At 47.5% G+C, this 16,091-nt stretch carries 12 protein-coding genes, 3 tRNA genes and 1 pseudogene; 4 read left to right on the plus strand and 12 right to left on the minus strand.

Annotated features, from left to right (window positions below):
* Positions 1 to 31: 31 nt before the first annotated feature.
* From SSCH_RS09545 to SSCH_RS09555, 3 genes are read right to left on the minus strand one after another with little or no spacing between them, the layout of a single operon-like run.
* Entirely contained in the window at positions 32 to 1,570 is a 1,539-nt protein-coding gene (locus tag SSCH_RS09545) for a class I SAM-dependent DNA methyltransferase (RefSeq protein ID WP_232294327.1), read from the minus strand.
* Positions 1,557 to 1,907, minus strand: a complete 351-nt coding sequence (locus tag SSCH_RS09550; protein ID WP_044665259.1) for an HIRAN domain-containing protein — start codon at positions 1,905 to 1,907, stop codon at positions 1,557 to 1,559. Before SSCH_RS09550 ends, SSCH_RS09545 begins: the two co-directional genes overlap by 14 nt.
* Positions 1,908 to 3,524: a restriction endonuclease subunit S gene (locus SSCH_RS09555; RefSeq protein ID WP_044665260.1), complete on the minus strand. Its 1,617-nt coding sequence runs from the start codon at positions 3,522 to 3,524 to the stop codon at positions 1,908 to 1,910. It lies immediately after the preceding gene.
* Positions 3,525 to 3,768: 244 nt separating this feature from the next.
* Between SSCH_RS09555 and SSCH_RS16750 the strand changes: the two genes are divergently transcribed.
* Together SSCH_RS16750 and SSCH_RS09570 are read left to right on the plus strand one after the other, a co-directional pair.
* Positions 3,769 to 5,073 carry a serine hydrolase gene (locus SSCH_RS16750; protein WP_052835534.1) on the plus strand — a complete coding sequence of 435 codons (1,305 nt, stop codon included), beginning with the start codon at positions 3,769 to 3,771 and terminating at the stop codon, positions 5,071 to 5,073.
* A 415-nt stretch (positions 5,074 to 5,488) separates the two neighbouring features.
* Positions 5,489 to 6,067, plus strand: coding sequence for a hypothetical protein (locus SSCH_RS09570; RefSeq protein WP_044665262.1), 579 nt, complete (start codon positions 5,489 to 5,491; stop codon positions 6,065 to 6,067).
* Between the two features lie 107 nt (positions 6,068 to 6,174).
* Here SSCH_RS09570 and SSCH_RS09575 read toward each other — a convergent pair.
* From SSCH_RS09575 to SSCH_RS09585, 3 genes are all read right to left on the minus strand, one after another.
* Positions 6,175 to 6,250: transfer RNA gene (locus SSCH_RS09575), tRNA-Lys, on the minus strand.
* Positions 6,251 to 6,268: 18 nt separating this feature from the next.
* A tRNA-Gln gene (locus SSCH_RS09580) sits at positions 6,269 to 6,343 on the minus strand.
* Between the two features lie 11 nt (positions 6,344 to 6,354).
* Positions 6,355 to 6,431 (minus strand) — tRNA-His (locus SSCH_RS09585).
* Positions 6,432 to 7,084: 653 nt separating this feature from the next.
* On the opposite strand from SSCH_RS09585, the pseudogene SSCH_RS20255 reads away from it, so the two are divergent.
* Positions 7,085 to 7,387: pseudogene (locus SSCH_RS20255) on the plus strand (EamA family transporter); the annotation flags it as partial.
* 232 nt (positions 7,388 to 7,619) lie between these two features.
* On the plus strand, positions 7,620 to 7,925 hold the full coding sequence (locus tag SSCH_RS20260; RefSeq protein WP_232294330.1) for a DMT family transporter: 306 nt from the start codon (positions 7,620 to 7,622) through the stop codon (positions 7,923 to 7,925).
* An 8-nt stretch (positions 7,926 to 7,933) separates the two neighbouring features.
* On the opposite strand, the gene SSCH_RS09595 is transcribed toward SSCH_RS20260, so the two are convergent.
* The 6 genes from SSCH_RS09595 to SSCH_RS09620 form a co-directional block, all read right to left on the minus strand.
* Positions 7,934 to 8,818, minus strand: a complete 885-nt coding sequence (locus SSCH_RS09595; RefSeq protein WP_044665263.1) for a DegV family protein — start codon at positions 8,816 to 8,818, stop codon at positions 7,934 to 7,936.
* 398 nt (positions 8,819 to 9,216) lie between these two features.
* Positions 9,217 to 10,455 carry an RtcB family protein gene (locus SSCH_RS09600; protein WP_044665264.1) on the minus strand — a complete coding sequence of 413 codons (1,239 nt, stop codon included), beginning with the start codon at positions 10,453 to 10,455 and terminating at the stop codon, positions 9,217 to 9,219.
* Between the two features lie 695 nt (positions 10,456 to 11,150).
* The gene (locus SSCH_RS09605) at positions 11,151 to 11,735 is read right to left on the minus strand and encodes an indolepyruvate oxidoreductase subunit beta (protein WP_044665265.1); all 585 of its coding nucleotides are present in this window, start codon (positions 11,733 to 11,735) and stop codon (positions 11,151 to 11,153) included.
* Entirely contained in the window at positions 11,735 to 13,588 is a 1,854-nt protein-coding gene (gene iorA, locus SSCH_RS09610) for an indolepyruvate ferredoxin oxidoreductase subunit alpha (RefSeq protein WP_232294328.1), read from the minus strand. Before iorA ends, SSCH_RS09605 begins: the two co-directional genes overlap by 1 nt.
* Before the next feature lie 366 nt (positions 13,589 to 13,954).
* The gene (locus SSCH_RS09615; RefSeq protein WP_044665266.1) at positions 13,955 to 15,238 is read right to left on the minus strand and encodes a phenylacetate--CoA ligase family protein; all 1,284 of its coding nucleotides are present in this window, start codon (positions 15,236 to 15,238) and stop codon (positions 13,955 to 13,957) included.
* 208 nt (positions 15,239 to 15,446) lie between these two features.
* Entirely contained in the window at positions 15,447 to 15,650 is a 204-nt protein-coding gene (locus SSCH_RS09620; protein ID WP_044665267.1) for a hypothetical protein, read from the minus strand.
* Between the last annotated feature and the right edge of the window lie 441 nt (positions 15,651 to 16,091).

Here is a 16,091-nt window from a genome sequence, read left to right on the forward strand (position 1 = left end):
TACCAGCACTATATTCAACACCAGCAAACTATCAGACTTCAAACCCTATCGCCGCCAAATTCTTCCTGATTTCTTCCTCCAGCTTCCTTGACTTGGCAAACATCTCCATCAACTCGCCTGTCAACCGCTCCAACTTTTCTTCAAAGGGCTCCCCGTCATCCTCAACTTCTTCGATCCCTACATAGCGACCGGGGGTGAGGATATATTCGTGTTCCCGGATTTCCTCCATTTTTGCGGCCTTACAGAAGCCCTTAACATCCTCATATTTTCCCGCATCCTCTTCCCCCCGCCATGCATGATAGGTACCGGCGATTCTTTCTATATCTTCATCCGAGAGTTCCCGGTGGGTACGGTCTACCATATGCCCCATTTTGCGCGCATCAATAAACAATATTTCTCCTCGCCTGTCTCTGTACCCTCTGGCTGCTTTGTTCTTGGTGATAAACCAGAGGCAGACCGGGATCTGAGTGGAGTAAAACAGCTTGCCTGGCAGAGTAACGATACAGTCCACATTATCTTTTTCCACAAGCTTCTCTCTGATCTCAGCCTCACTTGTGATTGATGTGGACATAGACCCGTTCGCCAGCACAAAACCCGCCACACCGCTGGGAGCCAGGTGCCAGAGCATGTGCAGAATCCACGCATAGTTGGCGTTCCCTACGGGAGGGATGCCGTATCCGCTCCAGCGCACATCATCGGTCAGCCTTTCGCCTCCCCAGTCGCTGACATTAAAGGGCGGATTGGCCAGGATATAATCGGCTTTGAGTTTCTTGTGTAAATCGTTGTGAAAGGTGTCAGCATTATATTTACCGATGTTTCCGTCAATACCGCGGATTGCCAGGTTCATCTTGCACAACCTCCAGGTGGTGGGGTTGGACTCCTGACCGTAGATGGAGATGTCGCCAATCTTGCCTTGATGTGCTTGTACAAACCGTTCACTCTGCACAAACATGCCGCCGGAACCGCAGCAAGGGTCGTAGATCCTTCCCCTTAAAGGCTCAATCATCTCTGCCAGCAGTTTGACAACACACTGTGGGGTGTAGAATTCCCCGCCGTTTTTGCCTTCGGCACTGGCAAACATAGCCAGGAAATACTCATAGACACGGCCGAGCACATCCTGAGAGCGGCTCTCCCTGTCCCCTACCTTAAAGGAAAGGATGTCAATCAGCTCACCTAGACGGGTTTTGTCCAGGGCAGGCCTTGCATAATCCTTGGGCAGCACACCTTTGAGCTGCGGGTTGTCTTTTTCAATAGCCACCATGGCATCATCGATTATCTGGCCGATGGTAGGCTTTTTGGCATTCTCTTTGATATAAGTCCAGCGTGCATCCTTGGATACCCAGAAGATATTCTCGGCGGTATATTCGTCCCTGTCTTCCGGATCAGCGTATTCATCCTCAAGGAGATCTGCATGTTTCTCTTCAAAGGCATCGGAAATATACTTCAAAAACAACAAACCCAAAACAACGTGTTTGTATTCCGCGGCATCCATATTATTGCGGAGCTTATCTGCCGCCTGCCATAACTTCTCCTCAAATCCCAAATTGGCTCCGTTCTTATTCTCCTGCAAATTCATGTACCTCCACCCGGATCTCATAATGTACAGCCTCTTCATCCAACAGCTCTGCAATAGCTGAATCCTGCATGACAAAGCGAATAACACCGAAGGCTTGTTCATCGAAGGTATCGTAGATCCTGCCCGCGCTGCAGCAGCCCCTGGGCACTGTATGTGTGCTGTTGGCCACATAACCGACTGTGCCGATGGGTATAAGGGATACCGCTATAGCTTCGCCATCATATTCATTATCCGGATCTTTTATAAGCTGCACCGGCATTCCCGGCTTTAAAATCTGTGCTCCATAATAATTCTTGCAGCCGACAACCGCAAAATAACGTGTTTCTTTCATTTAATCTCCTCCTGTCAATAGCTCCTGAAAAATTTCCGTCCGCTGGCTCTCCCAGCGTTTTTCAATAACTTCACGCTCACTTTTGTATCGCCTTAAGCCATTAGCAAACCTCTCAGCGAGTTCCCGCTGCCTGGTTATGGGGAGCAGTGGAACCTCCAGTTCCCCGATATCGTTGGGGTTAATATTCATAACATTGGTCCCCCGCTGAAAGCTTTTGACCAGCAGTTGCCCCAGCGGACTTTCCAAAAATATTTTAAGGTACTGTGGCAGGACCTTTTCCTTAACCCTGATAACAATGATATTGGCAGAGGCAATAACCGTCCGCCTGGTTTCAGGGAACAGTGCCACCTTGTTGACCGTTCCGCGGCAGGTGAGCAGAATATCGTCACCCTCCAACTGGTATCGCCTGATTTTTCGTTCTTCCTCATTAATGGTATCCATATGATCGAAGAGAACCTCCCCCTCCTCAATATTGGAGATATTGAGGATAAATATCTCCCCAGGCTTTACATCATCTTTTAAAACCGATTTGCCCCGGAAGATATCAGCAATACTTTTCAGCTTCACCTTTTTGACACCTGATGCCTTGAACCTCTGGATTTCCTCATTATCTTTGGAAAGAAAGAGACCTGCACGCCAGTCATCATACTGCCTGAACTCAGCAGAGGGCATCGTTATCACTCGGGTTTCTTGCATTCTATAGTTCTCAGTTCCGATACTGCCCAGAACAATGCTGTCTTTTCCAGCTTTAGAAAAGGCCGCCAAATAGGTTTTAATACCGGTATAGGGCCGAAAGATTCCGTCAGGGAGGGAGTAGATGGAGTCCAAGCTGTAGTTTTCCAGAATCCATTTCCTGAAATCCCGAATCTGGCCGCTCGCAAAGGTCAGCTTGGCAGGAATCACAGCCACCAGACTGCCTCTGTCATTAATTCTCTGAATCAGGTTCTCAAGGGCGATAGTCTCGGTCTCCTGAGTTATAAAGCTTTTAGGTGTCTCCTCCCGACTGAACCGCCCCCCGAAAGTCGGTATGCTCAGTATAAGGTCGAAGTTGTCAGCGATAAGCAGTTCTCTGTAAATCGATTGGTTGGCTACCTTCACATTTTGATACTCCTGAAAGGCGGCTTCGAGCAAAAGAAAAACCGTATACTGATCTGTGGTGAGCGTAATGGAAATTTCCGGATTTGTATCAATAATGGCCTGAAGCCCTGCGGCCATTTTCTCCGCCTCGGCGATCATCACACTGTTTACCCGGCCAGAAAGCATTTCCGACAGGAAAGTGATCAGGTAATCCGGTGCAAGCACAGTGCCGGTGCGCTCGTTTTTATATGAATCATATAAAAGACCCACCAGGTTTAAGGATTCTGCAAGTGTATACAGGTCATAAAAAAAGTCCCTGTCACCGGGGAAGTGCCCCAGCCCGTTTTCTGCGGATATTTTTTTCATGGTTTGAAAAAGGTGTTCTTTACCTTGCGAAGAATCGGAGATATTGATGCCGCTTTTTTGCAGATAACGGTAGGTCTTCACTATCCTGACAGCTTCAGATAAAATCTGCTGTTTATCATCAAAGCCCCTTATGTAAAATATCTCCCAGAAAGCCTGGTTGGTGTTTGTCTTCACTTTACCACCTGCTCCAGTATTATCTAATTTCTCAAAATATTATAAGTCATGTTGTTTAGTATTGCAATACTATTTTGCTAATTGGCATAAAAATAACGCCAAGAGCGTCAATTGCCATAACCCTTTCGTTTTTGGGGGGGCAAAGACAATAAAGCAAACCTGGCCCCGGGAATGGACTTTTGCAGGAAATAGCACTTCTTAGCGAGAAATATAGATTATTGTCGCTAGAGAAAAGGAGAAGTCCATGCCTAAATTTTATAAATTTCTTATAATTCTTTGTTGTTTCTTCTTTTGTTCTTCCAACGCCTGGGCGATGAGCTCAGTTTCCTACCGTTCTTTAGAAGATGAGATTATTGATCTCACAGCTCAAGAGCAAGGAACATATGGAGTTTATGTAATTGACTTGACGACACATCAGGTTTGCGGTGTAAATGAGGATACTGTTTTTCACGCCGCCAGCACCTTTAAACTCCCCTTAAATATCTATTTATTTCAGCAAATTGCCGACGGACAAATTGATCCACAAACCAAGCTCACATATTATTCGAAGCATTACGAAGGTGGTACAGGTATTCTTCAGAACAAGAAGTACGGTAGCAGTTACACGATTCAAGAACTGGCAAAATACTCCATAATCTATAGTGATAATGTTGCTACCAACATGCTTCTTGGCTATCTGGGGAGACCGAATGTAAAAAAGATGATGGCTGACATGGGGGGTATCGTCGTAGATAACTCAGCAAATACCACCTGTCCCCGGGACATGGCCCTCTATATGGATGCCCTGGTGGAATTTAATAAGGAGCACCCTGATCAAGGGGCTATTTTATTGACCCATTTAAAAAATACGGTTTTTAATGACCGTATCCCTACACTGCTCCCCCCTGATACAGAGGTGGCACATAAGACCGGCAACTGGCCGGCAACAGGCAGTTATCATGATGTCGGACTTGTAGAGCACCCCAGTCATCCTTATACCATTGCGCTTTTCAGCAAAAATGTATCCAGCAGTGCACATGCCTATCATGTTCTGCAGCGTCTTTCACGCTTGGTTTATGATGCTCAATCAGGTCTGATCGAAATGGAACTCGTGGTCAATGATCAACCCCTTATTACAGATATTCCGTCAATCCTCGCTAGTGACACAGTTTATCTCCCCCTATCATCTTCTCTGGCTGATTCTCTCGATGCAATAGTACACTGGGACGAACAGGAGAATTGCGTACAGATACAGGGTGAGCATGATGTTGTCCTCTATCCCGGACAGACTAAAATGCTGTGGGATAATACTTTACTTTACAGTAAATTACCCATAGAAGTTGTTGCAGGGCATTTGATGGTACCATTAGAAATCATCACCGATATGTTTGAGGTCTCTGCAACACTGGAAACAACAACAAACACCGTTTACATCACCAGTAATCCAGAAGTAGAGCAACCCCCGGAGCAGTCCCTCCCGGATATATCTTCTTACGGTAAACAGTTATTGGTACCCTTATTCCTTATATTTGTTCTTGGCTGTTGTTTGATAATGATACGTAAAAAATAGGTTTGCCGGGACTAAATCCGATTATGCCCGCTTTGCTGGGAAAAAAGCAGGAAAAATAACCGGAATTTATGATATAATAACCATATGGTGGAAAATCTTTATGGGCTTATCTATGCCTGAAAGCTGCTAGATTATACAGTGCATGGATAAGTCCAGTAATGTTGTATCTTAAACGAAAGTGGGTGGTCATTGTGCGAGAGATCAATCTTAAGGATTTAAAAAAGCGGTACAATAAAAAATCTGATAAAATCGAGCGCAAAATGTTAAGATTGAAGGCAAACAGAAGCAGGCCAATCCGCACTAAACCCAGAGACTATGAAGAATCCCGCATCCTTACGAAAATTTTTCTACGAAAATTTAAAAAAAGATCTTAAAGAAGGCAAGATTATTTTCCTAAAGGATAGAGAGTGGTACTATGAGTTACCAACAGACGAACGGTAATATCCCGAATAAGCCATCGTTCACCCGTATGGTTGAGTTTGTCAGGGACTTCACCCGAATATCACAAAAAAGGTATCGCCTCTTCCCCATCGTTGTCGGCGGGCTTTCCGTTTCTATTTATACCCGTAATGAATACTCCACTTTTGATGTTGACATGGTCTATCCCAGTTACAATTTAGCTGATAAGATTCTAGGTGAAATGGGATTCATTAAAGAAGGTAGACACTGGTATTCGGAAGAATTGGAGATCGCAGTAGAAATACCTGATGATGTGTTGGCAGGAGATACAAAGAGAATTATCAAGCTAAATCTCTCGGATAAAAAAGATGATTGTATCTATGTGATCGGGATCGAAGACCTGCTTATTGATCGCATCAACGCCCTCGCCCATTGGAAATCAAAAGAAGATGGTGAATGGGCGGAAAGAATATATCAAGCCTATAAAGAACAAATAGATAAAGACTATTTTATTGCAAAGGCCAGGGAAAACCGCATAGAGGAACAGGTTGAATATCTTTTGCTTAACAATGATTTGCAGAAATATCTTATATAACAGGTCTCTCGTCCCGAAAAGAGTGGATTAATAAACTGGTTCCTGTCAAATTGTGTTCAAAACAGGCAATGGAAAAGGCTTCCATCCACTGGAAGCCTTGCTATCACTGGTGCGCCATCTGGGAGTCGAACCCGGAACCTTCTGATTAAGAGTCAGCTGCTCTGCCAATTGAGCTAATGGCGCATATGCACTATTCGTTTTTGGCTGGGGCGGAAGGATTCGAACCTTCGCATGCGGGAGCCAAAGTCCCGTGCCTTACCGCTTGGCGACGCCCCACTGTGAAACAATGGGGTGGGTGATGGGACTTGAACCCACGACCCTCAGGGCCACAACCTGATGCTCTAGCCTGCTGAGCTACACCCACCATCTTAATCACTAAAGTGATTTAGCATTTAACATTTTAAACGTTATCTTGCTCATTGTCAAGTTACATGAAAACGCAGTGCTGACGCATCAAAAATAACCAGATACCTGCTCTACTAAGAACTAAGATGGGCAATTTATGCAATAAAAATTCTGGCCCAATCGCTCAGATACCATATGGTAGCGCCATGTTTGTCATCCATGCGTCAGTCCTGAAAATGCAAACTCATTTAATCCCATCTTCATTTTCTGACTCATCAACTTAATTAAATAATAGAGGTATCGGGGACAGACACGCCGGACATATATCGGTGTCCAAGTACAAATATATAAACAAAGGAAATGTATTATCCTCTATCGAATAAAAATTAATACGTAAACAGAAGATGTATTTCCTGTGCTAAAACCCAGATAACCCCCTGGCGTCTGCTAGCGTCTTTGGTAGACCCCTACTGCCTAGGCGCAACACCGCCCTATTGTCAAGGCGGTACAAGGAGATAATAAAAACACGGGCTGAGGTTACGTAATCGTTGCGGAATCAACGACCAGCCACAGGAACCGTCCCCTTGGCTGGTCTAAGGAGGCACATTCTTGGAAACAGTCGAGAAACCATCGTTTAACCCTTACCTGGCAGTTGTGCTTGCTGTACTGGCCATGTCTTTAGCCTCGATTTTTATCAGGTTGTCCACTGCTCATCCACTGATCATCGCTTTTTACCGGATGGCCTTCACAGTCCTGGTCCTTGCTCCCTTTGCACTCGCGCCAGCAGAACGAAAAGAACTGCTGGGGATGAGCAGGCGCGACATGGCAACTGCCTCATTAGCCGGGCTTTTTCTCGCCATCCATTTTACCGTTTGGAATACATCACTTGAATATACCACTGTTGCCAGTTCCACAGTGCTGGTTACCATGCAGCCACTTTTCGTGGTGACCCTGGGCTACATCTTCCTCAAGGAAAAAATAAGCCCCAAAAGCATGGCCGGTGCAGCCCTGGCCTTGACCGGCAGCATACTGGTAGGGGCAGGTGACTTTCAGATCGGGGGGAAAGCCCTTTTAGGCGATGTTCTAGCCTTTTCAGGAGCATTTTTTATAGCAGTATATTTCTTGATCGGGCGCCGGCTGCGAGTGAAGCTTTCCCTTTTTCCTTACGTTTTTTTTTGTTTATGGTACTGCTGCCCTCTTCCTTTTTATCGCCAGCCTTTGGGCAGGGCTCTCCTTCTTTCCATATCAGCCAATGGATTGGGTCTGGTTTCTCGCCCTGGCCATCTTTCCTACCATCGGCGGTCATACAGTTTACAACTGGGCACTGCGCTATGTGAAAACCATGGTGGTTTCTGTCAGCATCCTGGGTGAACCTGTAGGAGCGACAATCCTCGCTTTCCTGATCTTCAATGAAGCACCAGGCCCAATGCAGCTGCTGGGTGGTCTGGTGATCATCGCCGGGATTTTTATTTTTCTCACCGCTGCTCGCAGCGAAAATTCGAAGGCTGCTTAGATGACAGCTTAATAATTTACCAGCTTTTCCAGCTCCGGGGTAAGAGGATACCAACCTACCCCCACTGTACCAGGGCCGATATGTGAACCGATAACAGGTCCGATAGGGGAAATTTCCGGATGCAATTCTGGATACAGCCCTTTTACCCGTTCCAGCAAAGCCTGACCATCATCCACACTGTCTGCATAGCCCACCACGGTTTTCAGATGTGACCCCGCACTTTCCATTTCAGACAGCATTCTGCGGAGCCCCTTTTCATTTGTCCTCACCTTTTCATAGACATCGATGATATTGTCCCGCTCCGGGTTAAAGTAAAGAATGGGTCTTATCTGCAGCAAATTCCCAAGCAAGGCTGTCGCTCCGCCGATCCTGCCCCCGCGCTTCAGGTACTCCAGGGTCGCAGGTATATAAAGAAGCCTGATGTTGTCGAGAACATAATGGGTGATCCCCAGCACCTTCTCTTTATCCAGTCCAGCGGCCGCCGCCCGGGCAGCTGCATCCACAAGCATGTAGAGGCCGACCGATGTCAGGCCAGAATCGATAACAGTGATATCCAGATCCGGAAGCATCTTGGCTGCGGCTGTCGCGGTATTCACTGTCCCACTTATTCCACCTGAAATATGCAGAGAAATAATGCCGTCAAATTTTTTACCAAGTCTTTGATATATCTTTAAAAAATCACCCGTAGAAGGCTGTGATGTGGTTGGGAGTACCGATGCCTGGCGCAGCCAGTCATAAAAATCATCCAGTCTTTCATAGAAAAGCCCCTCTTCGGGAATAGATTTGTCCTCATAGTTGACAACAAGTGAGACCACTTCCACCTGAAACTGCTCTTTAAAATCCCGGGGAAGATACGCTGTACTATCTGTAACAATACCTATCTTCTTCTCCATATTCATCCTTCCCAAATAAGACGTCCTTGTAACCAGGACGCTCTACAATTTAATCTATATAAATTCTTCATCACTATAAGAAATTCCTATGCAGCTCAAGAGTAAATGATGTATGACCCTGTCTACTGGTTGTCCATATTTCGAAAAACAGGTAATTACTAGCCCAGCTAAAGGGCTATTTGAAAAAGTTCGTAAACAGGGATACCTGGGAGAAGTCAAATTTACCAATGTACAGAATAACTCCGGGGTCTTTTACGGTGATGCCTGCCTAAAATGATGGCGATCCCGTTCCAAGGGGAACAGCGAAATGGGCAGGATCAGCGGCGATAAAAACAGTATCGCCAGTCACTTAAACTGGCTTAATGATACTGATTTTATGGATATATTCCAAAGCCGCACTACCCCTTGACAACCCCGAGCGTCTTCAACTTCTTAACAGGACGTACCAGATCCAACTGCTGGTTGAGCACAAAATCGATGTCCTTGTATACCATCCGGCACTCCTCAGCAACATCGCCTTTCCTGTGTTTACCCAAAGCCACCCCCAACCGGTTGAGGTCATCCATAACCTGTTGAACAGAAAAGGTTTGTTTTGCCTTCTTGCGAGAGAAAACCCTTCCCGCTCCGTGAGAACAGGAATGAAAACTCTCTGGATTCCCCAGCCCCTCAACAATATACGAATAGCTGCCCATGGCACCGGGGATAACCCCCATCTCTCCATTTCTGGCACTGATCGCCCCCTTGCGGTGCACCCAGACATCCTTTGCATAGTGGTGCTCAAAGGAGGCGTAGTTGTGGTGGCAGTTGATCGGCTTAGCAAACTTGATATCCTGTATACGGGCATGCTTGTTTAGGTAGTTGCGAAAGATATTCTGTACCTGGTCCATGATCTGGCTGCGGTTCTCTCTGGCAAAATCCTGGGCGAGCTGCATCCAAGAGATATACTGCTGCCCATCCTCAGTATCAACAGGAAAGTAGGCCAGGTCATAGGACGCCGGAACAGGTGAATCCCACTGTTTATTTAGCCCTTTGGCGAGCTTATTGAAGTAATTGCATACCTTAAAGCCGAAGTTCCTGCTCCCGGAGTGCACCATCAAGCCGGTCAGGCCGTCTTCATCCTCCTGGATCTCGATAAAGTGGTTGCCTCCGCCGAGTGTCCCCACTTGGTAATAACCGGAGTCCAGTTCAGGCACCAGCTTTGGTACCAGATGCTCCCGTGGAAATTGGCTGGCTGCGCGGTCAAGGACAGTACAGTGCCTCTTTTTTTTATGGTGCTTAAAACCTGTGGGAACACTGCGCAGGATCTGGCCGGTAATGGCCTGGATCAGTTTTCCCTGGCCACCTGTATCTATCTGCAGTGTTTCTGCCGGAACATCCGTCTGTACAAAACAGATGCCACAACCGATATCCACCCCTACGGCATTGGGAATGATCACCCCATCTGCAGCAATCACACCGCCGATAGGCATTCCATAGCCTTCATGGCAATCAGGCATTAAAGCTGCCCACTTGTGGATAAAGGGTAGGTTGGAGAGGTTGATCACCTGTCGCAGACACCCCTCGTCCACCTGGTCGACATCCTCAAGCCAGATCTTGATGGGTTTTTGCTGTTTGCTCTCGTCAAAGTGAACAAACATAAAAGATCCCTCCTCTCGCCTGCCAATTATATCACATGGATCAGGGATGCACTGGGGACGGTTCCTGGTGCATTTCTGGAATGGTGCACTGGGGACGGTTCCTGGTGCATTTCTGGAATGGTGCACTGGGGACGGTTCCTGGTGCATTTCTGGAACAATTAATCAAATGAAGTTCATAAAGAGGATGTCTCAAAAGGGATGGCCCCTTTGTTACTAAAGAGCAATAACAATAAACAGAATGTATGTCGACCGAAACGTTGCTAAGAGAGAACTTAAGCTTTCCATCACTGAAACGACGGATGTAAAGCCAGACCTCGTTACCGGGAAGGTGATCCCGACACTCGATTGTCCGGAGTACCTTGACTTCAGCGTGTCTAAGCTAAACACTAGACCAGTCCCTTTCTACAGACATGTCCTTATTAGAAAACATTTAACCCGATTGCTAGAATTTACGATCATCCGCCGGGAAAGCCCATCCTTTTAAGGGCGGGATGAAAGGCGGTTTTATGAATTTTTGAATATCAGATACTATAAATGAGATAGACTGTGCTTCATCAGTTTATTCACATTCAGGTGTTTCGTACTGTTAGCAAAGGAGCAGGACCCCGGAAAGTATAAGAACCTGGAATATAATTAAAGTGGATCAGGAGAAGAACCACCCCCTGATCCACTGATCCACTGATCCACTGCTCCAACTAGACTAGGGCTGCACCGGCGGCGAATGCCTTGAAGTTTACCTCGCGATAAGCGGGTTTGACTGATTCCGCCACAACAGAGGGCCAGTCCACCAGGTCATCAAGGCCTGCCAGTTTGACCATGGCACCCAACAGCACTACATTCATCACTCTCAGGTTCCCCAACTTCTCGGCCTCCTGATCCGCGTCAATAGTATAAAGAGAGATGGGGTATTTCGATAGCCGCTCTTTGATATCCTTTGGGTAATCTACGGCACCGGTCAGGATGGGTAGAGAAGGAATCTCCCTTTCGTTCATCAACAAGGTGCCGTTTCTTTTCAGGAAGTGCACATAACGCAGGGCCTCCAGCTTCTCCAGCGTGATCAGGAGATCAACGGCACCTGCCCCAACAATCGGGGAATAGACTTTTTCCCCATAAGAGAGCTGTGTGACCACACTCCCACCTCGCTGGGCCATCCCGTGCACCTCAGAGCTTTTTACATCATAACCTGCTTTAATCAAACCCGCAGAGAGGATACGTGAAGCCAAAAGGATCCCCTGTCCCCCTACTCCCGCAAGCATAATTCGCTTTGTTCCCTGTGCCATTACCTGGACACCTCCTGATCCTTGACCCTGATCGCTTCTTTTTTACATAACTGCTCACAGACACCACACCCGGTACAGCTGAGGGGATCGATCACCGGGTACTCCTCATCTCCCAAAGAAATGGCCGGGCATCCCAAACGGAGGCAGGACTTACACTTACTGCAAACCTCTGTATCTACCTCCATCAATGGTCCCTTCTTGACACCCTTGATCAGGCGGCACGGCGATTTAATGACAAGGGCTACCCTGTCCTGTGTTTCCTTTGCCTCACGGATAGCATCTCTGATCCCCTTGAGGTCAAAGGCATTGACCTCAAGCACGCGGTCATAGCCAACAGCCATAAAGATGCGTTCCGGTTCCTGCATAAAAGTAGCATCCCCGCTCATCGTCTGCCCAGTACCAGGGTTTTGCTGGTGGCCGGTCATGGCTGTGATCCTGTTATCCAGCACAACAGGAATGATATCTCTCTTATTATAAATGGCATCAATCGCTCCGGTGATCCCGGAATGATAGAAAGTAGAGTCGCCCACAACCCCAAAGATCTTCTTTCCCTCTGGGGGATTTATGCTCAAGCCCAGGGCGATGGAATAGCCGCCCCCCATACAAGCGGATACATCGATTCCATCAAGCGGTGGCGCGGCCCCCAGAGTATAGCAGCCGATATCCCCTACAACAGTAGCCTTCTCCCTCCTCGCCAAATAGAAAAAGGCGCGGTGTGGACACCCAGCGCAGAGAATGGGAGGACGCACCGGAACATCAGGAGCGGGCTCCTTCGCTGCTGGATCCAACTCTTCCAAGGGTTCGAGACCCGCCCTGGCGAGTGATGTGGCCACCACCTGTTGGTTCAGCTCAAAGAAGGGAGAGATGTACTTCTTCCCTTCGCATTCAATTCCCATGGCACGGACATTAAACTCCAGATAGGGATCCAGTTCTTCGACAACATAAATCTTCTTGACCTGGCGAGCAAAATCCCGGATGATCTCCTGGTCAAAGGGGTAAACAAGCCCCAGCTTCAAAACCGAATACCGGTCACCGAAGGCCTCTTTGACATAATTGTAGGATGCCCCGGATGTGATAATGCCCACATCTTGATCAGTAATCTCCATTGTATTTACAGCTCTGGCCTCCGTATCTTTGCTCAGCTTAGCCAGGTTTTCCTCGAGAATCACCCTGCGCGCCCTGGCGTGGGCAGGGAGTGTCACAAACTTGGAAACATTGCGCTCATAGTCGCGCGCCTGCCTTTTATAAACTTTTCCCGTGTCAATTTCCACAAGGCTCCGCGAGTGACAGACCCTAGTCACCATACGCAGGAAAAAGGGCACATCATAGCGTTCGCTCAAATCAAAGGCTAATGCAGCATAATCGAGGCACTCCTGGCTGTTTGAAGGCTCCAGCATCGGTACCTTGGCATGCAGGGCATACCACCTGTTATCCTGCTCATTCTGGGAACTGTGCATCCCCGGGTCATCAGCGGTCACGATCACCAATCCGCCATTGATACCCATATAAGCAAATGTAAACAGGGGATCAGCAGCAACATTTACCCCCACATGCTTCATCGTCACTAAACTGCGCAGCCCAGCCACACAGGCCCCATAGGCTTGTTCCATGGCAACCTTCTCATTGATCGACCAGGCGCATTCTGGGCCACCCTTCTTCTCTAAAACCTCAATGATCTCTGTGCTGGGTGTGCCAGGGTAGCCGATTCCAAGGCCAACACCAGCTATATAAGCCCCTTCGGCCACAGCCTCATTTCCTGATAAGATAATCTTCTGCAATCTTTCTTCCCCTCCCTTGATGGAATACAGAACATTTAACTGCTGGTACACTTCTCTTTTAACGCCGATTGACAAAAGCAGCTGACAACAAATACTTTTTGTATGTTCTGTCTACCTCAACACCTATAATAACACCTATAATAAAGAAAAACCCCTTATAATTTCTCCAGATAGGGGAAATAATCCTTTGATCTGACCTGCAAAGCGTGACTATGGGGAGGTCCTTGTCACGCTAATGGGAACATAGTAACGGTTTTCTGTCACACTACTTTAAAAAAAGGTTTCGGATGCCTGAAGTCGCCAGTCTGCAGTTACCATAATCATCCTTACACCCTGGGCCAGCCGCGGGGACGGTCTCTGTGGCAGGTCTTGAGAGCTGTCTCCCCTTGCACACGTCAGTTCCGGGAGATGCACCGGGAACCGTCCCCGGCGCATCAGTCCTCAACCCCTGTTTCTCTGGTCAAAGACACGCTTTGTCTTTCTCTCACTGCGGGGCAAACTCCTCTGGGGTACAACCTCAACATCAGCCAGAATCCCGATCACCCGCTTGATATTCTGCCTGCAGGCAGCCGCGGTCTCATCGGGATCAGCCTCCGGTTCCCCCTCTACCCTCAGCAGAATGCAGTCTTTTCCGTCCTGCCTGGTGACAATAACCTGATATTCGCTGCTGGCACCTGGGGTTCCCTTTAAAGCTGCATCGATCTGCCCTGGGAAAACCAGCACACCCTTGACCTTAAAGGCCTCATCACTGCGTCCCAGAATGCGATCGATCATCGGATAAGGGCTGCCACAGGAACAGGCCTCCGGAAGGAGCCGTGTGATATCCCGGGTACGGTAGCGTAAAAGGGGCAGTCCTTCCTTGGTCAGAGTTGTGATCACCAGTTCACCTTTCTCTCCCACAGGCAGCACCTCCCCTGTATCAGGGTCGATGATTTCAAAGTAAACATAATCACTCCAGTAGTGGATACCGCAGTGGTGATGACAGTCGATGCCGATACCCGGACCGTAGATCTCGGTCAAACCATATATATCGAAGGTATCAATATTCAAAATAGAAGAGATGCGCTGCCTCATCTTTTCCCCCCAGCGCTCGGACCCAAAAACACCCGCACGCAGGGAAACCTTATCCCTCAAATTGCGCCTGGCTATTTCCTCTGCCAGGAAGAGGCCGTAAGAAGCAGTTCCTATGATGACGCTTGCCTTCAGGTCCAACATCATCTCCAACTGCTTTTCGGTGTTTCCGGGACCCATGGGGATAGCCATGGCTCCGATCCTTTCCGTTCCGCTCTGAAAACCGATCCCCGCGGTCCAGAGCCCATAGCCAGGTGTGATCTGTACGCGGTCACTCCTGTTAACCCCGGCGAAACTCAAACACCGGGCCATCATATCTGTAAAAGCATCCACATCATTTTTGGTATAAGGGATAATGGTCGGCTTTCCGGTGGTCCCGGAGGAGGCATGGATGCGGACGATCTCCTCTTCTTCCGCTGCCTGCATATATTCGATGGGGTGTTCCCGCAGTTCCTGCTTTACTGTAAAGGGAATGTGGGCAAAATCTGCGAGGGTTTGGATATCCTCCGGTTTCAAACCGGCCGTCTTGAGCTTATCACGGTAAAAACCGCTCTGTCCATAAACACGCTTGATTAACTGCTGCAGTGCAGCAAACTGATGCTCGTGAAGTCTCTCATAATCGATGAGGGGATATTTCGGTAAGGATCTGGCCATCTGAGGCGACCTGACTTATCAGGTCGCGCACCTCCTCTCCAAATTTAGCAATAAATAAAACCAGGCCTGCAAAGCCTGGTTATCTCAATCAAAGGTCATTGCTTTGCTCAGCTCAACTCTTCTTTTCTCAACTCAACTAATCTATTTATTCAATTATTAATTTTTATACCACAACAACCCGGTTCAAGTCAATGGTCTTTTTTACCTATTACATAACGATATAATAACAGGACTCTATCTCATCCTGTCCTGCACCTTCCAAACCCTGCCGGAGCTTTGCCAGGGTGCGGCCGTCCATTTCTTCTGGGTAATGTCCCAAAATCCTGCGGCAAATAGCAACACTGGCCTGGGATTCCCTGTTCTCCCCTACAAAACTTACAATCTGTTCGATCATCTTTCCCTGTTCCATCATCGACTCCCCCCTTACATTTTCCCCTTATTTTTCCCGAATGAGCATTTTTCTTGCATCAATTTACTGTAAGGGGGCGGCAGAGCTTGCTTTATTGCTACCTGTAAAAATAAATGTCGGAAGCCAGTTATCCATCCACTTTTGGCCTCCGGCATATTCTGTAGTATCTCTCATAGGCAGTCATCCCAGCAATCCAAGTGAAAATAAAATGGATCGGGAGAACCCGTCCCCGTGATCCACTTTTAGCTGGGTTGCCATGCAGATTTCGCGATACAGAAGACAGATAAAATAAGAAAAAGAGCAGCAAGACACAAAATAAAGCACTTTGTTTTGTTATTTTAAAATTCATGGATTTAAGACGCCTCTGCGACTAATGTAAAAAGCGCAATACATATAAGTGCTGTTAGAATAGGACAACTACCCCTTCGTTTTTTATTTGCACCA

Origin of the sequence: Syntrophaceticus schinkii (genome assembly GCF_000946815.1) — a bacterium.
GTDB lineage: Bacteria > Bacillota > DSM-12270 > Thermacetogeniales > Thermacetogeniaceae > Syntrophaceticus > Syntrophaceticus schinkii.